Genomic DNA, 24,181 nt, shown 5'->3' with positions numbered 1-24,181 from the left:
ACTAACTCCAGTAAGGAACAACATTGATATGTTCGCAATAAAGAAAAGAGGTTGATATGATGCCGTTATCTATGGTAAAACCAGGAGAAACTAACACAATCAAAAAGATTGGCGGAAAAGAAGAGACAAGAAAATTCCTTGAGAATCTTGGATTTGTAACTGGAGGAGAGGTTACAGTCGTATATGAAATCGAGGGAAACCTGATCGTGAATGTGAAAGATTCACGTGTGGCCATCGGAAAAGATATGGCAAACCGTATCATGGTATAAGCAGGCGGATTATCAAGGAAAGAGGGAGAATGTTATGAAAACTCTGAAAGAGATTGCTGTTGGACAGACAGTCACAGTAAAGAGATTGCATGGTGAAGGCCCTGTAAAAAGAAGAATCATGGACATGGGTATCACCAAAGGTGTAAGTGTATTCGTTCGCAAAGTGGCACCGCTTGGTGATCCGGTGGAAGTGACGGTAAGAGGGTATGAATTATCCCTTCGTAAAGCGGATGCCGAAATGATCGAGGTAGAATAATTTTTTTGCCTGTGCGTTAGTGAAAACTAACAAAAGATTGCACAGACCAAAAAATAGTAGGAGTGTAAAACAACATTTCAACAAATAAGAAAAAGGAGCAGAAAAATGTCAGTGAAAATTGCATTAGCAGGTAATCCTAACTGCGGTAAGACAACATTGTTTAATGCGCTGACCGGTTCCAATCAGTTTGTAGGTAACTGGCCGGGCGTAACGGTGGAGAAAAAAGAAGGTAAATTAAAAGGTCATAAAGATGTGACCATCATGGATTTACCGGGTATTTATTCCCTGTCTCCATACACTCTGGAAGAAATCGTAGCCAGAAACTATCTGATCAATGAAAGACCGGATGCGATCATCAATATTGTAGATGGTACGAATATCGAGCGTAACCTGTATCTGTCCACACAGATCATGGAACTGGGCATCCCGGTTGTCATGGCTGTCAACATGATGGATCTGGTAGAAAAAGCGGGTGACAAGATACATACTGACAAACTGAGCAAACTGTTAGGATGCGAGGTTGTGGAAATATCCGCACTGAAAGGTACAGGAATCCAGAAAGCAGCTGAGAAAGCAATAAGTCTTGCAGAGAGAAAGAACGAAGTTACACCGGTACATGAGTTCGACAGTAAAGTGGAAGATGCGATCACAGCTGTAGGAACCATGCTTGGCATGGATATCCCGGAAGCCCAGAAGAGATTCTTTGCGATCAAACTTCTGGAGAAGGATGACAAGATCAAAGAACAGATGAAACTGGTTCCTGATGTATCCAATGAGATCAAAGCTCTGGAAGATGCATTCGATGATGATACCGAGAGTATTATCACCAATGAAAGATATGTATACATTTCTTCCATTATTGGAAAATGCGTAACCAAAGGTCGGAAGGGTGGAATGACCGTATCCGATAAGATTGACCGCTGGGTGACCAACCGTTGGCTGGCACTGCCAATCTTTGCAGCTGTTATGTTTATTGTTTATTATGTATCGATTACGACAGTCGGTGCATTCCTGACAGACTGGACCAACGATGTGCTGTTTGGTGAGATCATTCCTCCGGCTGTCGAAAAACTGCTGGTAGCTGTGAACTGTGCTGACTGGCTGCAGGGACTGATCCTTGACGGTATCGTAGCCGGTGTCGGTGCAGTACTTGGTTTCGTACCACAGATGCTGGTACTGTTTATCTTCCTGGCTTTTCTGGAAGGTTGTGGATACATGGCCCGTGTAGCATTCATCATGGACCGTATCTTCCGCAAATTCGGCCTTTCCGGAAAATCATTCATCCCGATGCTGATCGGTTCCGGTTGTGGTGTGCCTGGTATCATGGCATCCCGTACGATCGAGAGCGACAGAGACCGTAAGATGACAATCATGACAACAACCTTTGTTCCCTGTGGAGCAAAACTGCCGATCATTGCCCTGATCGCAGGTGCATTCTTTAATAACGCAGGATGGGTAGCATGGAGTGCTTACTTCGTAGGTGTTGTAGCGATCATCTGCTCCGGTATTATCTTAAAGAAAACAAAAATGTTCTCCGGAGAACCTGCTCCGTTCGTTATGGAGCTGCCGGCCTACCATATGCCAACCGTAGGCAATGTACTGAGAAGTATGTGGGAACGTGGCTGGTCATTTATTAAAAAAGCTGGTACAATTATTCTGTTATCTACCATCGTTCTGTGGTTCCTGATGAGCTTCGGCTGGGTAGACGGAAAATTCGGTATGCTGGAAGCAGAACAGTTAAATGACAGTATTCTGGCATCCATCGGTAACGTGATCGCTCCGATCTTTGCTCCTCTTGGCTGGACAAAAGCCGGTGAAGGATGGAAGATGGCAGTTGCAGCAATCACCGGTCTGATCGCAAAAGAAAACGTAGTAGCTACCTTCGGTATGCTGTTCGGTTTTGCAGAAGTTGCAGAAGATGGTTCTGAGATCTGGGGCAACCTGGCACAGGTTATGACTCCGATCGCAGCATACGGATTCCTGGTATTCAACCTGCTGTGCGCACCTTGCTTCGCAGCAATGGGAGCTATCAAACGTGAGATGAATAATGCAAAATGGTTCTGGTTCGCTATCGGATATCAGTGTGGTCTTGCTTATGTCGTATCTCTGTGTATCTATCAGTTTGGAATTCTGTTTACCGGTGGTGGATTCGGACTGTGGACAGTAGTTGCGGTTGTACTGCTGATTGCATTCCTGTATATGCTGTTCAGACCTTATAAAGAAAGTAAATCATTGAAAGTTGCGTAAGAAAAGTCTGATCTGACTTTAAGAAAGGAGACCTTTGCATGGGAACAGTAGTTGTTGGCGCGGTTCTGGTTGGTGTGGTAACACTCATCGTCCGCAGCATGGTAAAAGATAAAAAGAACGGCAAATCACTGCAGTGTGGTGGTGACTGCTCACATTGCGGAGGACATTGCAGCCATTAAAGGTACTATTTGGAGGTGTTGACATTAATTGCAGAAAGAGCCAAAGAGTATCATAATTTCAAAATTAAGAGAGCGTGGCTGCCGGATCACCCGGCAGCGGCGCATCATCCTTGATATTATTCTGGATGAGGACTGCTCTTGTTGCAAGGAGATTTATTACAAAGCCTGCAAACAAGATTCCAGTATCGGAGCCGCAACCGTGTACCGCATGGTGAATACATTAGAAGAAATCGGAGTGATCAACCGGAAAAACATGTATAAATATACCGGCAGTGATATTGACGAAGAATTAGAATGTGTTCCCTGTTGCAGAATGGAACTGGATGACGGCACGGTGCTTCGGCTTTCTGACAGAAAGTTCCGTCAGGTACTGACCTGTGGACTGGAAAGCTACGGTTATATGACCGGCAAAAGAATTGTAAAATACACGAACAATCCCGGACAGGCCTCCTAGAGCGTGTCTGGGATTGTTTTGTTATATTGCATAGCAGCAATTGATCTGGCAAAACGGACTTAATTGAGAAAAAATATCATTAAAGAAGAAATAACTTGAAGATTATTTCTAAGGCGATATAATAATTGACAAACAAAATTTTCATACATAAAGGAGAGAATATTATGGCAAACATTTTAAAAAATTTCGACGCAAAAAAAAACAGGTATTTTCGCAGGTGGTGTCCTGTTTGGCACTGCTGGAATCAAGATTCTTGCCAGCGATGATGCCAAAAAATTCTATGCAAACTGCACGGCTGCAGTGTTGCGCGCAAAATCCTGTGTAATGAAAGTGGTAACATCTGTTCAGGAAAATGCAGAAGATATTTATGCGGAAGCACAGCAGATCAACAAAGAACGTGCAGCAAAAACAGCTGTTGTAGAAGATGAAGATACAGAGGAGACTGCAGAGACAGCAGAAGATTTTACAGAAGAATAAAATGCTAAACTCACACAAGGACAGTGTTATTCAATGAAATTTATAATCAAACATGAAATCAGAGGACGTATGCGTGTTCATCTTCTTCAGAATCGTATGACATTTGAGCAGGCAGATACGTTACTTTATTATCTGAGCAGCCAGAAACTGGTGACAGGGGTGAAAGGCCGTGAGAAAACACAGGATGCCACAATTAATTTTGTGGGAGACCGGGAAGAAGTAATCCGGGCACTGAAAGTTTTCCATTATGAGACAGCCAAAGTACCGGAGACTTATCTGAAAAATTCCGGCCGGGAACTGCAGAATGAGTACTGGGAAAAACTGGTCAATAAAGTGGTTATGCGTATGGGAAGCAAAATGTTTCTTCCGGTATCTGTCCGTTCCGTGATCACCGCAGTCAAATCAGTGAAATATCTGTGGCATGGAGTACGGACGATTGCTAAAGGGAAACTGGAAGTCCCGGTTCTGGATGCAACTGCGATTGGTGTATCCATTTTCCGCGGAGACTTTGAGACCGCAGGATCCACTATGTTTCTTCTGGGAATCGGAGAGATTCTGGAAGAGTGGACCCATAAAAAATCTGTGGATGATCTGGCAAGAAGCATGTCATTGCACGTATCCAGAGCATGGTTGATGAAAGACGGACAGGAGATTCTGGTTCCGTCAGATCAGATCCGGACAGGAGATGAGATCGTTGTTCATATGGGCAATGTGATTCCTTTTGACGGTGTGGTAACAGCCGGAGATGCTATGGTCAACCAGGCATCACTTACCGGAGAATCGGTTCCTGTTCAGAAGAATGCACAGAAATATGCATATGCCGGAACCGTGGTCGAAGAGGGCGAACTGACCATCTGTGTCAAGGAAGTCAACGGTGGAAGTAAGTTTGAGAAGATCGTTACCATGATCGAAGAGTCCGAAAAACTCAAGTCCAACGTGGAAGGAAAAGCTGAACATCTGGCAGACCGTCTGGTTCCGTATACACTGGCGGGTACCGGCCTGACCTATCTGCTCACACGAAATATGACAAAGACACTGGCGGTACTGATGGTAGATTTTTCCTGTGCGCTGAAACTGGCGATGCCAATCAGCGTACTTTCGGCGATCCGGGAAGCAAGTCTGTATGATATCACGGTAAAAGGTGGTAAATTCCTGGAAGCGATCGCACAGGCCGATACCATCGTATTTGACAAGACCGGTACACTGACGAAAGCAGAACCAACAGTTGCTAAAATAGAGACCTTCTGTGAGCGCTCCGAAGAAGAACTGCTTCGTATCGCAGCCTGCCTGGAAGAACATTTTCCACATTCTATGGCGAAGGCTGTGGTTGATGCCGCCAAAAAGCGGAATATTTCCCACGAAGAGATGCATTCTAAAGTAGAATACATTGTTGCACATGGGATATCTACAATGATAGATGAACATAAAGTAATCATCGGAAGTGCTCATTTTGTCTTCGAAGATGAACATTGTGTGATTCCGGAAGGCATGGAAGAAAAATTCGCAGTACTTCCGGAAGAGTATTCCCATCTGTATCTGGCTATTGACGGAAAACTGGCTGCGGTGATCTGTATCCATGATCCGATCCGTCAGGAAGCGTTCCCGGTGATCAATTCTCTGAAACGGGCGGGAATCAGCAAAGTAGTTATGATGACCGGAGACAGCGAACGTACCGCAAGAGCTGTAGCAGCACAGATTGGTGTAGATGAATATTATTCGGAAGTATTGCCGGAAGATAAAGCGGGATTTGTGGAACGTGAAAAAGAAGCAGGACGAAAAGTGATCATGATCGGTGACGGTATCAATGATTCACTGGCTCTGTCAGCTGCAGATGTGGGAATCGCTATCAGTGACGGTGCGGAGATTGCCCGTGAAATAGCAGATGTAACAATCGGTGCGGATAATCTTTACGAAATTGTTACATTAAAAGCAATCAGTAACGGGCTGATGAAACGGATCCACAAGAACTATCGTTCGATTATTTTGATTAATGCCGGACTGATCGCTCTTGGTGTGACCGGTATCATACAGCCAACCACTTCCGCATTGCTGCATAATACTTCTACGCTGGTTATAGGACTGAAGAGCATGCAGAACCTGATCGATTAAGCAAAAAAGCCTATGAATAAGGGATAATCAGTGGTAAGTATTCAGTAGCCATTATCCCGCGAGGTGTTTTGGCATAAATATGCCAAAATCCCGAGACATACAAGCAAAAATGCATCACCGAAGGTGATTTACGCGAGCAACGAGTCAAAGTCCGTGCTTGCACGGAACCTTGATGAGTGCCGCGATAACGATAAAAACTCGCAAAGCGTGTTTTTATCGTTTAAATGCATTTTTGCTCGTAACTGTGAAGTTACTGAACAGTTACAATCAGTAAAAAGAGAACCGGGGAAAAGATCCGGTTCTCTTTTTTTGATGAAAATTCTGTGCATTGCGAAGCGAGATACTGGGAATGGAGTGAACAATAGCCATTCTGTGAACATTCTGCGAATTATGAGACATACTTCTTGCATTTGCTCCGGGAACATGGTAGTATATAAAAAGTAACGAAATTGTTACAAAGTCATTAAAAAACAAAGCAACAAAGGCAATAAAAAGAGAGGTTTTACATGAAAAAAAGAGTAGTATGTGCGTTTTTGGGACTTGCAATGATGGTTTCTCAGTCTTTTACGGTTTTTGCTGATACAGAATCAGATATCAGACAGCAGAAAGCCCAGGCAGAGAGCCAGTTAAGTCAGACAAATGATACCATTGCTTCTTTGTCTGAACAGCAGCAGCAGATCCAGTCAGAAATCAATGCTATGGATGCAGATATGGTAGATCTGATGATTCAGATTGATGCTACCAAAACAGACATTGCAAGTACAGAAGATGGAATTGCACAAAAAGAAGCAGATATTACGGAAAAAGAGGGAGAGATTGAGACAACTGCCGGCCAGCTGCAGGATGCAGAGGCAGATCGCGACAAGCAGTATGCGGATATGAAAAAACGTATCCAGTACATATATGAGAATGGTGGAAATGAAGCATGGCTGAATATGTTAAGCGGTGCGGACAGTATCACGTCTCTTCTGAATAAAGTGGAATATGCACAGAACATGCACGATTATGACAGAAAACATCTGGAAGCTTTTAAAGAAGTGGTACAGCAGGTGTCCGATCTGAAGGCAGATCTGGAGAATCAGAAAGCGGATCTGGAGACACAAAAGAGTGACCTGGAGACACAGAAAGCATCCCTGGAAAGCCAGCAGGCAGATCTGCAGAGCCAGCAGGCAGACTTACAGGCACAGATGGATGAAAAGAAAGCAACCAGCAGTGATTACGAAGCCCAGATTGCAACAGCCCAGCAGCAGGCAAATGAGATCAGTAATTTGATCAGCCAGCAACAGGCGCAGCTGGATCAGATTGCAGAAGAAAAACGACAGGCTGAAGAAGAGGCGGCAAGACAGGCGGCGGCTGAGGAAGCAGCCCGTCAGCAGGCAGCGGCAGAAGAAGCAGCAAGACAGCAGGCAGCAGCCGAAGAAGCCAGCCGTCAGCAGGCAGCAGCGGCTAGCTCGACAAGTACTTCTTCCGGCAACAGTTCGACTTCACAGAGCAGTGGAAACAGCAGAAACAACAGTACAACAAACAACAGTAATGCAGCAACAGGCAGCAGTACTGCAAGTTCCGGCAGTACAAGCACCAATAACAGTACTGCAAGTTCCGGCAGCAGTTCAGACAAAAGCAGTTCGACAGGCAGTTCCGGTCCTGTAAACAGCAGTGGGGCATCCGGCAGTTCTATCGTAGCATATGCAGATCAGTTTGTCGGTAATCCATACGTATGGGGTGGTAATTCCCTGACCAATGGTATTGATTGCTCTCATTTCGTATATCAGGTGCTGAAAAACACCGGTGCTTACAGTGGTGGTTATACCACATCAGCAGGATGGAGAAGCCTTGGTACAGCAGTTTCAAGTTTATCTGAAGCAAGAGCAGGTGATGTGATCTGTTATTCCGGACATGTGGCTATCTACGACGGAAATGGCGGAATCGTGGAAGCGAAAGGAACAAAATGGGGTATCACCCATGACAGAAGTGCAAATTGCAAGACAATCCTTGCGATTCGCCGCTTCACCTGACAAAAACATAGTTTTTGAGTTGCTATTATAATAGGTAGAAACACAGCAAATGTATCAGCAAAACAATGTACTAGGGGTTGATATACATTACAGCAAAAAGAAGAAAAGTGACCAGAATACAAGGTTCGGGTTGCTTTTCTTTTTTTACGTATTTTACTTGCATTTTCAAAATAACGTGATAGAATAGAAGATGAAAAATCAGCACTCGTAAAGATTGAGTGCTAACAAAAGAAGAACAAAGAGGAAACATAATGATTACATTGCCGATTTCTGACCTGTTGTTACTGCCAGGTGTGACATTTTTCTTTAAAAAAGATGTGTTTCCCAGTGGAGAGATAACAGCAGAATCTGTTGGAGAAGATATATTATTTGTAATGGAAAAAGAAGAAAAGGAGCAGATGACACCGGATGATTTTTATCCCATTGGTGTGATTGGCACCATCGACAGCGTAGATGAAGAAGGAAATGTACGTGTCAAAGTGAGAGAACGGGTACAGATTTCTGATACTGAGATGGGAAAAGATGGTGTGATTACTGCAGATGCTTCGCTTCTTCCGGATGTAGATGATTTTCCGAAAGAAGAAGAGAGAGCATTGTTTGAAAAGATGAAACAGGATATCCTTCGTTTCGTCAAAGGATTCCCATGGGGAGTCTGGGCCCGTGGGGTGATTTTGCACTGGAAAAATGTAGAAGAAATAGGATGTGCACTTTCTTCTTATTTTAATATCACATGGGAAGAGAAATATGGTATCATAGAGACAGATTCCAGAAGAGAACGATGCAAAAAAATTGAGGAAGCTGTTTATGAATTTATGGAGATATTCCATGTAGGCGAAGAAGCTGAAGAAGCACAGAAAGAGATTCATGAACAGGCATACCGGGAATCTGCGATTAAAAAACAGATCGAACTGCTGCAACAGCAGCTGGATGAGATGCATCCGGAGAATATATCGGATGTACGTAAATTTGAAACAAAGATTGCACAGTCCGGCATGAATGAAGAAGCCAGGAAAGAGGCTGAGAAAGTTTTGAACCGGATGAAACAGGAAGGAAAAGACAGTCATGAATATGGTATGCTGTATGACTACCTGGATTTTGTAACTTCACTTTCCTGGAAAACAAAAGAACAGTCGGAGATCAATCTGCAGGAAGCAGAGGAGATTCTGGATGAAGATCATTACGGTCTGAAGAAAGTGAAAGAACGTATCATTCAACAGCTTGCTGTGATGGCACTGAATAAAAAACAGTCCGGTTCTATTTTGCTGTTTGTGGGTGCTCCGGGTACCGGTAAAACCAGTATCGGTCAGAGTATCGCAAGGGCACTGCACCGGGAATATGTAAGAATCAGCCTTGGAGGCATCCGGGATGAGGCAGAGATCCGTGGTCACAGAAGAACGTACGTAGGTGCAATGCCTGGCCGGATTATGGAAGGTATGAAACGAAGTAAGGCTCAGAATCCTGTTATGGTGCTGGACGAAGTGGATAAACTGGCAAAAGATTACGGCGGAGATCCGGCAAGTGCCCTTCTGGAAGTGCTGGATCCGGAACAGAACTACAGCTTTACAGATCACTATATGAATGTGCCCTATGATCTGTCAAATGTATTTTTTGTATGTACGGCAAACAGTACGGATACGATTCCGGAACCGCTGTTAAATCGTATGGAAGTGATTCAGTTTCCGGGATATACACCACTGGAGAAGTTTCATATCGCAAGAAGACATCTGCTTCCGAAAGCGATGAAAGCGATGGGAATCAAGGCACAGAACCTGAAGGTTACGGATGGTGCCCTGGAGAAAATAATTGCGGAATATACCGCAGAGTCAGGTGTGCGCGGATTAAAGAAGCAGGTGGATGTGATCTGCAGGAATGCTGCGGTCAAACTGGTCCGGGGAGAGCAAAAAAATATTACTGTCAATGAAAAACGGGTACAGGAATTCCTGGGATCGGGGATCATCCATGATACGATCCTGAAACATCCACAGCCGGGTGTGATGACCGGACTTGCATGGACAAGCGCCGGTGGAGAGATTCTGTTTATCGAGACTTCTTTTACCAAAGGTTCCGGAAAAATCACGATCACCGGACAGCTGGGAGATGTGATGAAAGAATCAGCACAGATTGCGATCACACTGGTGAAAAAACGTCATCCGGACAAAGCCGATTTATTTAAAGAAAATGATCTGCATATCCACGTCCCGTCCGGTGCAGTTCCAAAAGACGGTCCTTCCGCAGGTATCACACTGGTGACGGCACTGACTTCGCTGGTGACAGATACACCGGTGAATCCGGAATATGCCATGACCGGTGAGGTATCTTTGCGGGGTGGTGTGATGCCAATCGGTGGTCTTCCTGAAAAACTGATGGCAGCTCAGCGGGCAGGTATCAAAAAAGTATTTATTCCCGCAGAAAATGAGAGAGATCTGGAAGAAGTAGCAGAAGAAGTGAAAGAAAAACTGGAGATCGTCCCGGTAGAAACAGTAGACCAGGTCATGAGACTGGTGTTTGCCTGAATAAACAGGGGAAACAGAACGTATCACAAAGGAAGATTGAGCAGGAAAACAAGGTGAACAAAGAGATGGATATGAGAGAAGTATTGGAAAAAGTAAAACAGGGTGAGATTTCTGTTGAAGAAGCAGAACACTATTTTCGGAAAGCTCCTTTTGATGAGATGGGATATGCCAAACTGGATATGCACCGACAGATCCGTTCCGGTTTTCCGGAAGTGATCTTTTGCAGTGGAAAGGCAGATGCACATCTGGTGCCAATCGTAAAACGGTTATATGAAGCGAATGGAGAGGTATTTGGAACCAGAGCATCCGAGCATCAGTACCAGATGCTGAAAGAAATTTATCCGCAGATCCAGTACGATCCGATCTCGCATATCCTGAAAATAGAGAATAAAGAAAAGAAAGAGGGTGTCGGCCTGATTGCTGTATGTACAGCGGGAACAGCTGATATCCCGGTAGCGGAAGAAGCCGCACAGACGGCAGAATATTTCGGAGCAAAAGTAGAACGGATCTATGATGTGGGTGTGGCCGGTATCCATCGTCTTTTTGCAAGGCTGGATGCGATCCAGGATGCAAACTGCGTAGTCGCAGTGGCAGGGATGGAAGGCGCACTGGCAAGCGTGCTGGGTGGTCTGGTGAATAAACCGGTGATCGCCGTACCTACTTCCGTGGGATATGGTGCCAGTATGAATGGAATATCCGCGCTGCTCACGATGATCAATTCCTGCGCCAACGGGATTGCTACGGTAAATATCGACAATGGATATGGTGCCGGTTATATTGCAACACAGATTAACCGAATGGGTGTGAAAGAAAAATAGAATAGACCACACAGCTATGATAAAAGAATAGGATAAAAGAAAAGATGAAAGGAATCGGGAGTCAGATTATTCTGACTCCCGATTCCTTTCATCTTTTTACGCGAACAACAAGCGGATCCGGATTGATACTTGCTTAATAAGTACCACTTCGTATCTTTTCCCGGTACTGTCTTGGTGTCATGCCGATCTGCTGTCGAAAATGATAGCAGAAAGCAGCAGAATCACGGAAGCCACAGGAATAAGCAATCTCTGTCACGTTATAATTTTGTGTCTGTAAAAGTTTTGCTGCCGCACGGATCCGGTATTGAAGGAGATACTGTTTCGGAGAAATCTGCGCTTCCCGCATAAAAATTTTGTAAAGATAAGTTCTGTCCACGCCGATATAATCTGCTATATCCTGAATCTTAAGATTATAGGAGTAATTATTGCTGATATATTCCAGTGCCTGCTGATAATACTGTTCATTGTGATCATTTCGACCGGAAGTGTCCAGACGGGTCATACAGGAGAGCAGCCGGAGAAAAGCAGATGCCAGTCCCAATGGATTCTTTTCGGGAGCAAAAAACAGGGCATTCAGCCGGATCATGGGCTGAATACACAGAGCAGAGTCCGTGGTAAAGACAGGGGAAGATTGGAAAATTGTGGAGGAGAGAACCTCTTCCACGCAGCTTCCGTCGAATCCAACCCAAGCATATTCCCAGGGCTCTTCTTTGTCTGCCTGATAATAATGGGTCTGCATCGGTTCGATTAAAAAGGCATCGCCGGCAGAAAGCTCATACTTTTTCTCCTGATAGAAGAATTCCCCTTTTCCATGCAAAACAACGTGAAGCAAATAATGGGGGCGGATAGCCGGCCCCCAAAAGTGTCCGGGAGCACATTGCTCCCTTCCGCAATAATAGATACGAAGTGCAGTAGTATTCTCTGTGTTTGAATGTTCCACAGTCATCACGGTCCTCATTTTTATTTATTACGGTGTCCTCTGTATTTTTCTTCACAGTATTTGCAACGGTATACTTCTTTTCCCGGATCGGTCAGGATAAATACCTGATCCAGTTCCTGTTCGATAGAAGTGATACAGCGAGGGTTTTTGCAACGGATTACGTTGACTACCTGAGACGGAAGATGCAGTTCTTTCTTTGAGGTAATCTTGCCGTTCTGGATCACGTTCACAGTGATGTTGTGATCGATAAATCCGAGAATATCAAGATCCAGCATATCTACGCTGCATTCTACTTTGATGATATCTTTTTTTCCCATTTTGTTGCTGCGGGCGTTTTTGATGATGGCAACACAGCAGTCCAGCTTGTCAAGTTTCAGATCATGATAAATTGTCATGGATTTGCCGGCTTTGATGTGGTCCAGAACAAATCCCTCTTCGATACGTCCTACATTTAACATACTTTTACCTCCAGTAAAGTCAGGATCAGTGCCATACGGACATAGACGCCGTACTGTACCTGTTTAAAATATGCAGCTCTTGGGTCAGAATCTACTTCTGTGGAGATTTCATTGACACGAGGCAGTGGATGCAGAACCAGCATATCCGGTCCGGCAAGTTTCATTTTTTCCTTGTCCAGAATATAGAAGTCTTTCATACGAACATAATCATCTTCATTGAAGAAACGTTCTTTCTGTACACGTGTCATGTAAAGGACATCCAGTTTTGGCAGTGCGTCTTCGAGACGGGTTACTTCCTCAAACTCATGACCACTGGCTTTCAGCACATCTTCACGGATATAGTCCGGGATACAGAGTTCTTCCGGAGAGATCAGGACGAATTTTACATTTGGATAACGAACCAGAGCTTCGATCAGAGAGTGTACGGTACGTCCAAACTTCAGATCGCCGCAAAGACCGATCGTAATGTTATCCAGCCGTCCCTTAAGAGAACGAATCGTTAATAAATCAGTTAATGTCTGAGTAGGATGTTGATGTCCGCCGTCACCGGCATTGATCACGGGAATTTTAGAAGCCAAAGAAGCAACCAGCGGGGCACCCTCTTTTGGATGACGCATGGCACAGATGTCTGCAAAACAGGAAACAACGCGAATGGTATCAGAAACGCTTTCACCTTTGGAAGCGGAACTGGAATCGGCGGAAGAAAAACCAAGAGCTTTTCCGCCAAGATTCATCATGGCAGCTTCGAAACTGAGACGAGTACGGGTACTTGGTTCATAGAACAAAGTAGCAATCTTTTTACCATCACAGGCGTGTGCGTATTTTTCAGGGTTTTGTTCAATGTCATTTGCCAGATCCAGCAGATGCTCAAGCTCCTCAACGGAGAAATCCAGAGGACTCATCAGATGTCTCATCATATACCTCCTTGTATGTTATAAAACTATAAAGAGTACCATCGATTTTTACTCTGCCTAACATCATATAATAAATACTTTTGGATTGCAAGAGAAAAATAAAGGATTTTGTCGGATTTTCAGGAATAACTGTTCCTTGTCAAATGGTGTCGTTTGTACTATAATAACAACAGTTTACTCGCAATAGGAGGTTCCATATTTTATGGATTATATAAAAGCAAGAACATATATAGATGAAAGTCATCGGTTCGGCGGTGAAATGGGACTGGAAGCAATTACCTGCCTGCTGGAAAAACTGGGGAATCCACAGGAAACTCTGCAGTTTATCCATATCGCCGGAACCAATGGGAAAGGCAGCGTTGGTGCGTATCTGGCAGCAGTCCTTCAGGAAGCAGGTTACCGGATCGGCAGATTTATCTCCCCCACACTGTATGAATACCGGGAAAGGATCCAGATCAACGGAGTATATATCGAAGAAGAAGCTTTCGGGCGACTGATGGATCCTGTGGTGAAAGCTATCGGGGAACTGGAAGAAGAGCATAAGCCGCTGCCGTCTCCTTTTGAGATTGAGACTGCCATTTCTTTTCTATATTATAAGGAAAAGAACTGTGATTTTGTCCTGCTGGAGTGTGGCATGGGCGGAAAGACAGATGCAACGAATGTGATCAGAAATACAAAACTGGCGGTGATCACATCCATCAGTATGGATCATATGGAGTATCTGGGGAATACGCTGGGAGAAATCGCCGGTCAGAAAGCCGGTATTATCAAACCCGGCAGCCGTGTTGTCACCTGCAGACAGGAAAAAGAGGCGATGGATGTCATCGAACGGGAAAGTAAGAAGCTGGGATGCCCGCTGTATGTTGGGGATAAAACAGAAGCAGAGCTTGTAACAGCAGATCTTGACCACATGGTATTCCGCTATCAGAAAGAGACCTATACCATTCATCTGGCCGGTTCACATCAGCTGGAAAATGCAGTGCTTGCACTGGCGGGTATTCGGGCTCTGCAGGATACAGGGTATCAGATTTCCGGGGAGCAGATCCGAAGTGGTATGGAAAAAGCACGATGGAATGGTCGATTTACCATTCTGAAAAAAGACCCTTATCTGGTAGTAGATGGTGCACATAATCCGGATGCGGCCAGAAAACTGCAGGAATCTTTAAGAATGTATTTTCCGAACAGGGAATTTGTTTTCCTGATGGGAGTTTTTCGGGACAAACAGTATGAAACCATTGCAGAAAGAATGGCACCGATGGCAAGGGAGATCATTGCGATGGAAACCCCGGATAATTCCCGGGCACTTCCCGCCAAAGAGCTGGGAGAGGTTCTTTGCAGATATAAGACACCGAAACAGGTATATGTGGCAGATTCTCTGGAGGAAGCCCTGCAGCTTGGCATGAAGCTGGCCGGAAAAGAAGATGTGATCGTGGCATTCGGTTCGCTGTCTTTTATCGGTGATCTGACGAAATTAAGTGAAAATTTGGAATAGGAAAAGAAAAAATGGATAATAAAGTATTGGATTTACTCGAGATCAGAGATCAGATTGATGGTATTGATAAAGAAATCGTAGAACTTTTTGAAAAACGGATGCAGCTGAGTGCAGAGGTGGCGGAATATAAGATTTCCAACAATAAAGCAGTACTGGATCCACAGCGGGAAAAAGAAAAACTGAATACACTGGAAAAGTATGCATCCAACTCCTTTAACCGTGTAGGTGTCTACGAGCTGTTCCGGCAGATGATGGCGATGAGCCGGAAACTGCAGTACCGGATACTGGCAGAAAAAGGCAAAGCAGAAAAGATTCCGTTCCGGAAAGTTTCTTCTTTGCCGATGCAGAAGGCCAAAGTAGTATTTCAGGGTGTCGAAGGAGCATACAGTTTTACTGCGATGCATAGCTTTTTCGGGGAATCCATTGAAAATTACAATGTGGAAACCTGGCGGGATGCCATGGAAGCGATTAAAAACGGAGATGCGGATTACGCGGTACTGCCAATCGAGAATTCTACTGCCGGTATCGTTGCTGATATTTATGATCTTCTGGTGGAATACCATCACAGCATCGTGGGTGAACAGATCATTCAGGTGGATCATGCTCTGATGGGTCTGAAAAATGCCACACTGGAAGATATCAAGACCGTGTATTCTCATCCGCAGGCACTGTCTCAGTGCAGAAAGTTTCTGGAGCAGCATCCGGAATGGAAAGCGGAAGAGTATCTGAACACCGCAATGGCAGCAAAGAAAGTAAAAGAAGACGGAGATCTGACTCAGGCGGCAATTGCCAGCCCATATGCGGCACAGTGTTTCGGACTTCAGATTTTAAAACCGCATGTATTCTCCAGTCGGCAGAATTCCACACGGTTTATTATCGTATCCAAAGAAGAGATTTATCAGGAAGAAGCAGGAAAAATCAGTGTATGTTTTGAGATTCCACATGAGAGTGGAAGTCTGTATAACACACTGTCCCATTTTATCTATAATGATCTGAATATGACAAAGATCGAGTCCCGTCCGATTCCGGAGAAAAAGTGGGAATATCGTTTTTTTGTTGACTTTGAAGGGAATCTGAGTGACAGCGGTGTGAAGAATGCGCTGTATGGTATTTCCAGAGAGGTGAACAATCTGCGGATTCTTGGAAATTATTAATGATACATGAAACTGTCCGGCTGCGAAGACAGGGAACGGCCGGAATAAGTAATTACATATTGAGAAGTAAGAAAGACAGGTAAGAACAATGACAGGAATAAGAGAATGCATTTTATATCGTGATTTTGAACAGGGAGAATTGCTGGAGAAGATGACCATGCTGATGGAAGATATCTCTCATCCGAAGGTACTCTACGGAAAGGACGGGGAGTATTTTGCATGTATTCATCAGCTGGTAGAGATGGCAGGAACCTACGGGTTTGCGGGAAACCTGTGGCATGATTATCTGACCTATCTGCTGGTCAATCATGAAAATGCGTTCAGTACGGCCTGTGAGATCGTAGGTCCGGTGGAAGGCACTATTAATGCATTCGCGATGCATGATTTTGAAATCTTTAAACAGTTGTATGATTTTGATCTGAAAGAACTGGAGAAGATTTATCCGTCGGTGGACAGCAGTCTGATCACCGATTATCAGAATATCAATGAAGGCAGCAAGGTCTTTAATAAACGGATCCGTGACCGGATCTGTACACTGGCGCAGAAACTGGCAAAAGCAGAGTCCACGGAAGAATTCATGGATGATATGGTACAGTTTTATAAAGAATTCGGTGTTGGTAAACTGGGACTTCACAAGGCATTCCGTATCGACGGAACGGTGACTCCTGCCCGGATCGTGCCGATTACCAATATTGCCCATGTGCATCTGGACGACCTGGTCGGCTATGAGATTGCCAAGAAAAAACTGATCGATAATACAGAGGCATTTGTACAGGGGCGGCCGGCCAATAACTGCCTGCTGTTTGGTGATGCCGGTACAGGAAAATCTTCAAGCATCAAGGGTATCCTGAATCAGTATTATGATCAGGGACTCCGTATTATAGAGGCGTACAAACACCAGTTCAAGGATCTGAATGATATTATCGCACAGGTGAAAAATCGGAATTACAAGTTTATTATCTATATGGATGATCTGTCTTTCGAAGAATTTGAAATCGAATATAAGTATCTGAAGGCTGTGATCGAGGGTGGTCTGGAGAAAAAACCGGATAATATTCTGATCTATGCGACCTCTAATCGAAGACATCTGGTTCGGGAGAAATTCTCGGATAAAGAAGAGAGAAGAGATGATCTGCATTCTTCCGATACTGTTCAGGAGAAACTGTCTCTGGTTGCAAGATTTGGTGTGTCGATTTTCTTCTGCGCGCCGGATAAAAAGCAGTTCCAGAATATCGTGAAGACGCTTGCAGAAAGACATCAGGTGGAGATGCCGGAGGAGGAACTTCTGCTTGAGGCCAATAAGTGGGAATTGCAGCATGGTGGACTGTCGGGTAGGACGGCACAGCAGTTTATTGATTATCTTTGCGGCAAGAATAAAAATAAGTAAATAAAATACAGATATAGGTTTCGGCTAAGGGGACGCGGCTGACCTGTGATTCCTTGAGTGAACAACGTGGGCAGGGCAACTTTGAACTAGCCACTAACTGCGACTATATTCACTTGGGTCAGCTGACCCAAGCGAAAGTCTCCGTAAGTGTCGGATTTCAAAGCTTGCCCTAAGCGCCCACAAAGTGTTGTTCACCCAGGGAATCACAGGTCAGCCGCTGTTTGTTGTAGTGCATATTAAAATAATCCAGTGTTCCGTTTTTGTTTGACGCAAGTGATGAACCAAAGTCCGTGCTTGCACGAGAACTTGGCGACTGCCGCGATAATGAGTAAAATTCGCGAAGCGTATTTTATCACGTTGGCAGAAACTGATTCTTGGCAGTGGTACTTGCCGGTGGGGGACGGAGTTTGGTGGTTCTGTCTGGGAAAGGTTTGTGAGATTTTAAGTTTTTGGTAAGGACTTTGGTGAGGGGATGGTGGTACACTGTAGGGGAATGGGTGAACGAATGCCCGATGGAGTACAGAAAAAAGGAGTCGGAAGTAACTGTCTGGCAGGAGAGAGCCTGTGAGATGAATTGTAGAAGAGTTACATTTCAAAGTTAGATTCTGAGAAATACATAAGGGGACATGGAGGAAATATAAGATGGAAGAAACCAGAATTTTAGTTGTGGATGATGAGCAGGAAATTGCAGATCTGCTGGAACTGTATCTGATTAGTGACGGGTATCAGGTAATTAAGAGTGGGGATGCTCTTGAGGGACTTGCGATTATGGAACGTGAGAAGATTGATCTGGTGTTGCTGGATATTATGATGCCGAAGATGGATGGGCTTGAGATGTGCAGGAAGATACGGGAGAAGCATAACGTGCCGATTATCATGGTTAGCGCAAAGACACAGGAGTTAGATAAGATCGTGGGGCTTACGACGGGGGCGGATGATTATGTGACAAAACCTTTCAACCCTCTGGAGCTGATGGCAAGAGTGAAGTCACAGCTTCGGCGTTACCGGGATCTGAATCCGGCGAATGAAAAGAAAGAGGATGAGGACAGCACGATCCGTCTGAATCATGTGACTATTATCAAGGAAACACATCAGGTATTTGTGGATGGAGAGAGTATTAAGCTTACGCCAATCGAATTTGACATTCTGTATCTTCTGGCTTCTCATCCGGGTCGGGTATTCAGTACGGATGAGATTTTTGAAAAAGTATGGAATGAGAAGGTATATGAGGCCAATAATACCGTTATGGTACATATCCGTCGGCTTCGTGGCAAGATGAAGGATGATACCAGAACCGATAAGATCATTACGACAGTCTGGGGGGTTGGATATAAAATTGAGCAGTAGATGGATTCAGACATTCGAAGGAAGAATCGCATGGTATACGATCATCAGCCTGGCAGCTACCGGAATCGCGGAAGTTGTGATGGCGTTTCTGATCTACAAAGTGGCAGGAAAGCTGCGTTATATGGGATATCGAAGTGCCATGCTGGGGCCGGACGGGCTGTATCCCGGTTATCGCCTGATGATTCTCGGGGTTTGCGGAGCACTTACTTTTTTGTTTACTTTTTACGCCCTGCTCCACAAATATATGAGTTATGTGCGGATGCTGGAACGTGCCATGCGAGATATTGCAAACGGAAATCTGGATCAGGAGATTCCCGTAGAGAATCTGGACGAATTCGGAGAAATTGCCAGGTATATGAACCAGATGGAACGCCATGTAAAGGATCTGATGGAGAGGGAACGGGAATCGGAACGTACCAAAAATGATCTGGTGACAAGTGTGGCTCACGATCTGCGTACACCGTTGACATCGGTGATCGGTTATCTGGACTGGGTGAAGAGCAGACCTGATCTGGATGAACAGACCAGACAACAGTACCTTGATATTGCGTACCGGAAAGCATTGCATCTGGAACAGCTGACGAACGAACTTTTTGGCTTTGTGAAGATGGAACATAAGGAGATGAGTCTGCATCTGGAACAACTGGATCTGCAGAAACTACTGGAACAGCTGTTGGATGAAGCGTGGCCAAGTTTTGAAAAAAACGGTCTGGAAGCCCAGTTCAGCTGCGTGGAACATGGAATTCCCATGGAGGGGGACGGCAATCTGCTGGCACGCCTTTTTGAAAATCTTCTGAATAATGCGGTCAAATATGGAAAAGACGGAAAAATCATCCGTGTGGCAGCAAAAGTGGTACATGAACATGTTCTGGTACAGGTGATCAACTATGGGTATGTGATCCCGAAAGAAGACCTGGAAAAGTTATTTCAGAAGTTTTACCGGGTGGAACAGTCGCGTTCACAGAATACGGGAGGAACCGGTCTTGGACTGGCTATCGTTCATCAGATCGCAGTGCTTCATGGCGGAGACGTACAGGTGAAAAGTGATCTTGACGGAACGGTATTTTCTGTATGGCTTCCGTTGCAACAGAAAAAGGAGAGACAGACATGAGAAAACATATCCGGGGAATAGTACTGGTACTGCTGATCTTGCTGCTGCCCTGCCTGGTATGGGCAGAAGATGAGCCGGAGAACGGCATTGAGATAACATTAAACTGGGGATTTAACGGCAAGGCGGGAAACAGTGCTGCCTGCCTGCCGGTTACGGCAACACTGACAAATCATGGGGAAGCGTTTGAAGGACAGCTGGAGATGGAAGTGCCGGTTGCCGGCAATCAGGAATCTGATCTGGGAGAGAGTCTGACGATGATCGGCAATGATATGGACTATACCAGAAGCAAAGTGTGCGTATGGAAGAAAAATATAGCACTCGCTGCAGGGGAAACACGGCAGGAAACGTTTTATCTGACCTTTCCATGGGCTAATGGTACAGTACAGGCGTATCTGAAAGATGGGTCCCGAACAGTACAGACAGCATCACTGAGTAAGAACTTTTCTGCAAACCAGGACATTGCACTGATCGGAGTTATAGGAGCACAGCCGGAAGACGTGCAACAGCTTGACGGGATACAGATTTCTGCGGAAACTACCGAAGGCATGGGTGATATTTTTGTGTCTGTTTATCAGATGGATGCATCGGAGATTCCGGACAGCTGGAAAGATCTGGGTCAACTGGATGCACTGCTGATCGGACCGGAGGCTGCGATTTCCGGAGAACAGTGGGTGACACTCCATCGCTGGCAGCAGGAAGGAGGTATCTTGCTTACTGTTGAAGACGGGCAGGATTTTTTTGAAGTATTTGAGAATTTTCTGAATGGAGAATCACGACCAACTTTTTTTGACAGGATCAGTGAAAAATGGGGCTATGTTGTATATACCGGCTATGACACCAGTCAGATTCCGGTACGAAAACGCCCCGGTCTGATCAAATATTTTATACTGATTCTTTTTTATGCCTGTCTGGCAGGACCGGGACTGTACCTGATCCTGAAAAAACAGGGAAAAAGAAAATATTTCTGGTCAGGAGTTACACTGCTTTCTGTTCTTTTCCTTGGTATTGTAGCTTTGCTGGGAACCGGCACCAGACTGACTGCCCCGGTTCTTACCATGAGACGGATGTATACCCAGCAGGATCATATCTGGGGAGAAACGCTGCAGCTGGGTGTGCAGGCGCCATATAACAATACATATCAGCTGTATCTGGATAAAAGTTATCATCTGACAATGTCTTCAGAAAGCGGATACAGTGCAGAAAATGTCAATACAAATATCACGGATAAAGTGGAAATCTATGAAAAAGAAGACTGTTACAAACTGACATTCAGCAGGCTGCCGGTGTTTGCAGGCAATGCATTCTTTTTGAACAGGGATCATGCAGTATCACCGGAAGAAGAAATACAGATCCATGCATCCGGGGACAATGAGCATATCGAAGGCAGATGGAAGAACCCTACAGGATACAGAATCGAGAATGCGATTCTTGTACTCACGAACCGTATCGTATTTCTGGGAGATCTGGAACCGGGAGAAGAAGGTACTTTTTCCGAAAAAATCCATTCCTATGGAAATGGAGGCCTGGAAAAGATTCTGAGAAAATATCTGGATCTGAAAGATACAGAGTATCCGGATTATGCGGTGAACGCTGTGACGGAGCAGATATGGGATGCACAAAGGAAAGAAATCGAAGGTGTCTGCCTCCTCGGAACGATTTCCAACAGTGATACTTCTTTTGAGATGAATTCCGGTTATGAAGTAGACGGAATCACGCAGTTTTATATGCCGGTGGATATCAGCTGGCAAAAGGAAGAGGGAACCATATTCTGTCCGAACGGAGAAGTGCTGGCTTCTGTGAAAAGTGGAAGTGCGACCGCAGGAACGAATCTGATGTACGGACAGGATGCAGTCCTTGACTATGATCTTTCCGGACTGGGAGAAATTACAGGAATAAAATTCTTTAAACCGGAATATGATGATCCGAAATATTTTGAATCATTTCGTGGGCAGGTTGCTTTTTATTGCTGGTTCAGTGGAGAATATGAGACGATTTCGAAATGGGAAAAAGTGTTTGACAGGACGGAACTGGAAAAATATCTGTCGCCAGATGGGACGTTGCGGGTTCGCTATCAGGTGGCGGACGACATGGATGTGACGGATAAAAACTGTACACTTCCTTGTCTGCAGATCACAGGAAAGGTGGTGAACCCGGATGCTTAAGATTGAAAGTCTGACCAGAAGGTATCCTCACGTAACGGCGTTGGACGGACTGAATATGGAAATCGGACATGGACAGCTGTATGGATTTGTAGGACCAAACGGTGCCGGAAAAACGACTACGATCCGAATCATATCCGGATTACTGCGGCCGACTTCAGGAAAAGTGTGGATCGATGGTATCCGGGCAGAAAAGGAGACACGCGTCTTAAAAAGCAAGATTGGCTATGTGCCGGATTTTTTCGGTGTCTATGATAATCTGACGGTGATGGAATATCTGGAATTTTATTCGGCTGCCTATGGAATCGATGAAAAAGAGGGACGCTTAAGGGCTTCGGAGGTACTGGAACGGGTACAGCTCTTTCATATTAAAGACCGTATGGTAGATGAATTATCCAGAGGGATGCAGCAGAGGCTCTGTCTTGCCCGTGCCCTGATTCACCGGCCACAGCTTCTGGTGATGGATGAGCCGGCATCCGGACTGGACCCGGGTGCAAGGAGGATCTTTAAAGAAGTTTTGCGGAGTCTGTGTGAAGAGGGATATACGGTGCTGATCAGTTCACATATTCTGTCTGATCTGGCAGATATGTGCAGCAATATCGGAGTTATCCATCAGGGGAAAATGGTACTGGAAGGCCCCATCGATGAAATCATGACATCTATCGACAGTTCTAATCCGATCCTGATCGAGGTATATCAGAATCTGGAGACTGCCGTTCACCTGCTGAACCGGCACCCACTGGTATCCAGAATAGCAATCGATAAAAATATGATTTCCATTCTTTTTACCGGAAGCAGGGAAGAAGAGGCGCAGCTTCTGAGACAACTGGTGGAGCAAAAGGTGCTGGTAACTTCTTTTCGCAGAGAACACAATAATCTGGAATCTGTATTTTTCCATCTTACAGATCCGGTACAGGGAGGAACAACAGTATGAGGAAGAATCCGGTTCTGGAAAATGAAATGAAACGTTACACAAGAAATATGAAATGTGCCTGGATTATTCTTGGCGTGAATCTGGTTCTGGCATTGTTTGCCCTGATCGCACAGATGGGATTGAGCGGAAGAGAAAATTATATGACGATCCTGCAGTACCGTTTTCCGATCCAGTGTTATGTCCTGATGGGATATGGTCTGTTCCTTGCCATCTGTATACTGATCCCGGGACTGGCAGGAGGTTCCATTGCGGGGGAACGTGAGAGGAAGACCCTGGATCTGCTTCTCACTACTCATCTGAGTCCCTGGAAAATTATTCTGGGAAAACTGGAATCTTCTCTCTGCCTGATTTTCCTGATTTCTTTTTCAACACTTCCTGTAATAGGACTGGTGCTGATCTATGGAGGAATTACTCTGGTAAATCTGTTCCAGCTGATCCTGAGTCTTGTCATCACCGGTATATTTATAGGAAGTATCGGTATCTTTTATTCGGCGATCATGCGAAAAACTACGGTTGCGGTGATTTTAAGTTATGTGACGGTGGTACTTCTGGTGCTCGGAACGGTGGGTATCCTGTTTGGAATCGGCTATATTCAGCAGATTCGGGGAATGTACCGGGAAGACTTTACAGGCATCCGGCTTGGCGGGCTGGTTTATCTTCTGTATTTCAATCCTGCAGTCACACTTTATGGACTGATCGGACAGCAGACAACCAACGCCTACGGACTGGTACGGCTGTGTGGCCATTTTGGAGATTACAGCCATTCCTTTGGGGTGGAACATATGGTAGAACTGTCGATTCTGGTACAACTGGGCTGTTCCGCTCTTCTCTTGATCGCTGCAGGACGGCATATTCACCCGATGCGGAAATGAAGAAACCATGCGAATATATAGTGATCGCATACATTTTGTTCATAAATTGTAACTGTTCAGTAACTTCACAGTTACG

21 protein-coding genes are annotated in these 24,181 nt (G+C 45.0%); 18 read left to right on the top strand and 3 right to left on the bottom strand.

Features of this window, described 5'->3' with window-relative positions; genetic code table 11:
* Window positions 1-56: 56 nt before the first annotated feature.
* The 10 genes from FYJ57_RS09055 to larB all read left to right on the top strand — a co-directional run bounded on the left by FYJ57_RS09055 (window position 57) and on the right by larB (window position 11,337).
* Window positions 57-269, top strand: coding sequence for a FeoA family protein (locus FYJ57_RS09055; RefSeq protein WP_154432409.1), 213 nt, complete (start codon window positions 57-59; stop codon window positions 267-269).
* Window positions 270-303: 34 nt separating this feature from the next.
* Window positions 304-525 carry a FeoA family protein gene (locus tag FYJ57_RS09050; RefSeq protein WP_154432408.1) on the top strand — a complete coding sequence of 74 codons (222 nt, stop codon included), beginning with the start codon at window positions 304-306 and terminating at the stop codon, window positions 523-525.
* A 105-nt stretch (window positions 526-630) separates the two neighbouring features.
* A complete protein-coding gene (feoB, locus tag FYJ57_RS09045) occupies window positions 631-2,772 on the top strand; it encodes a ferrous iron transport protein B (protein ID WP_154432407.1) in 2,142 nt (713 codons plus the stop codon).
* Between the two features lie 38 nt (window positions 2,773-2,810).
* Window positions 2,811-2,951, top strand: coding sequence for a FeoB-associated Cys-rich membrane protein (locus FYJ57_RS09040; protein WP_154432406.1), 141 nt, complete (start codon window positions 2,811-2,813; stop codon window positions 2,949-2,951).
* A 28-nt stretch (window positions 2,952-2,979) separates the two neighbouring features.
* The gene (locus FYJ57_RS09035) at window positions 2,980-3,405 is read left to right on the top strand and encodes a transcriptional repressor (RefSeq protein ID WP_154432405.1); all 426 of its coding nucleotides are present in this window, start codon (window positions 2,980-2,982) and stop codon (window positions 3,403-3,405) included.
* A gap of 183 nt (window positions 3,406-3,588) precedes the next feature.
* Window positions 3,589-3,882, top strand: a complete 294-nt coding sequence (locus FYJ57_RS09030) for a DUF6110 family protein (protein WP_328597456.1) — start codon at window positions 3,589-3,591, stop codon at window positions 3,880-3,882.
* Between the two features lie 33 nt (window positions 3,883-3,915).
* A complete protein-coding gene (locus FYJ57_RS09025; protein ID WP_154432403.1) occupies window positions 3,916-5,991 on the top strand; it encodes a heavy metal translocating P-type ATPase in 2,076 nt (691 codons plus the stop codon).
* A 506-nt stretch (window positions 5,992-6,497) separates the two neighbouring features.
* Window positions 6,498-8,006: a C40 family peptidase gene (locus tag FYJ57_RS09020; RefSeq protein ID WP_154432402.1), complete on the top strand. Its 1,509-nt coding sequence runs from the start codon at window positions 6,498-6,500 to the stop codon at window positions 8,004-8,006.
* A gap of 251 nt (window positions 8,007-8,257) precedes the next feature.
* Window positions 8,258-10,519, top strand: a complete 2,262-nt coding sequence (gene lon, locus FYJ57_RS09015) for an endopeptidase La (protein WP_154432401.1) — start codon at window positions 8,258-8,260, stop codon at window positions 10,517-10,519.
* 65 nt (window positions 10,520-10,584) lie between these two features.
* Window positions 10,585-11,337 (top strand): nickel pincer cofactor biosynthesis protein LarB, encoded by a 753-nt coding sequence (gene larB / locus FYJ57_RS09010; RefSeq protein ID WP_117523589.1) that lies wholly within the window; start codon window positions 10,585-10,587, stop codon window positions 11,335-11,337.
* Between the two features lie 133 nt (window positions 11,338-11,470).
* Here the strand turns inward: larB and FYJ57_RS09005 are convergent, their stop codons facing one another.
* Genes FYJ57_RS09005 through pyrB form a run of 3 tightly spaced genes read right to left on the bottom strand, consistent with a single transcriptional unit; the run spans window position 11,471 to window position 13,649 of the window.
* Complete coding sequence (locus tag FYJ57_RS09005; protein WP_205839944.1) at window positions 11,471-12,283, bottom strand: AraC family transcriptional regulator; 813 nt, start codon at window positions 12,281-12,283, stop codon at window positions 11,471-11,473.
* Between the two features lie 14 nt (window positions 12,284-12,297).
* The gene (locus tag FYJ57_RS09000) at window positions 12,298-12,735 is read right to left on the bottom strand and encodes an aspartate carbamoyltransferase regulatory subunit (protein WP_022173013.1); all 438 of its coding nucleotides are present in this window, start codon (window positions 12,733-12,735) and stop codon (window positions 12,298-12,300) included.
* Window positions 12,729-13,649, bottom strand: coding sequence for an aspartate carbamoyltransferase (gene pyrB / locus FYJ57_RS08995; RefSeq protein ID WP_154432416.1), 921 nt, complete (start codon window positions 13,647-13,649; stop codon window positions 12,729-12,731). Before pyrB ends, FYJ57_RS09000 begins: the two co-directional genes overlap by 7 nt.
* A 202-nt stretch (window positions 13,650-13,851) precedes the next feature.
* On the opposite strand from pyrB, the gene FYJ57_RS08990 reads away from it, so the two are divergent.
* From FYJ57_RS08990 to FYJ57_RS08955, 8 genes are all read left to right on the top strand, one after another.
* Window positions 13,852-15,141: a bifunctional folylpolyglutamate synthase/dihydrofolate synthase gene (locus tag FYJ57_RS08990; RefSeq protein ID WP_154432399.1), complete on the top strand. Its 1,290-nt coding sequence runs from the start codon at window positions 13,852-13,854 to the stop codon at window positions 15,139-15,141.
* A gap of 11 nt (window positions 15,142-15,152) precedes the next feature.
* Window positions 15,153-16,295, top strand: a complete 1,143-nt coding sequence (gene pheA / locus FYJ57_RS08985; RefSeq protein ID WP_117523350.1) for a prephenate dehydratase — start codon at window positions 15,153-15,155, stop codon at window positions 16,293-16,295.
* A gap of 88 nt (window positions 16,296-16,383) precedes the next feature.
* Entirely contained in the window at window positions 16,384-17,682 is a 1,299-nt protein-coding gene (locus FYJ57_RS08980) for an ATP-binding protein (protein WP_154432398.1), read from the top strand.
* A 642-nt stretch (window positions 17,683-18,324) separates the two neighbouring features.
* Window positions 18,325-19,029 (top strand): response regulator, encoded by a 705-nt coding sequence (locus FYJ57_RS08975; protein WP_154432397.1) that lies wholly within the window; start codon window positions 18,325-18,327, stop codon window positions 19,027-19,029.
* On the top strand, window positions 19,019-20,140 hold the full coding sequence (locus FYJ57_RS08970; protein WP_205839943.1) for a sensor histidine kinase: 1,122 nt from the start codon (window positions 19,019-19,021) through the stop codon (window positions 20,138-20,140). The genes FYJ57_RS08975 and FYJ57_RS08970 overlap by 11 nt, the downstream gene beginning before the upstream one ends.
* Window positions 20,137-22,302, top strand: a complete 2,166-nt coding sequence (locus FYJ57_RS08965) for a DUF8725 domain-containing protein (RefSeq protein WP_154432395.1) — start codon at window positions 20,137-20,139, stop codon at window positions 22,300-22,302. Before FYJ57_RS08970 ends, FYJ57_RS08965 begins: the two co-directional genes overlap by 4 nt.
* The gene (locus tag FYJ57_RS08960; RefSeq protein WP_154432394.1) at window positions 22,295-23,233 is read left to right on the top strand and encodes an ABC transporter ATP-binding protein; all 939 of its coding nucleotides are present in this window, start codon (window positions 22,295-22,297) and stop codon (window positions 23,231-23,233) included. Before FYJ57_RS08965 ends, FYJ57_RS08960 begins: the two co-directional genes overlap by 8 nt.
* Window positions 23,230-24,105 (top strand): ABC transporter permease, encoded by an 876-nt coding sequence (locus FYJ57_RS08955; RefSeq protein WP_154432393.1) that lies wholly within the window; start codon window positions 23,230-23,232, stop codon window positions 24,103-24,105. Before FYJ57_RS08960 ends, FYJ57_RS08955 begins: the two co-directional genes overlap by 4 nt.
* Window positions 24,106-24,181: the final 76 nt, after the last annotated feature.

This window comes from Oliverpabstia intestinalis (genome assembly GCF_009696065.1).
Taxonomy (GTDB): domain Bacteria; phylum Bacillota; class Clostridia; order Lachnospirales; family Lachnospiraceae; genus Oliverpabstia; species Oliverpabstia intestinalis.
This window is presented reverse-complemented; position numbering and strand designations above follow the sequence as displayed.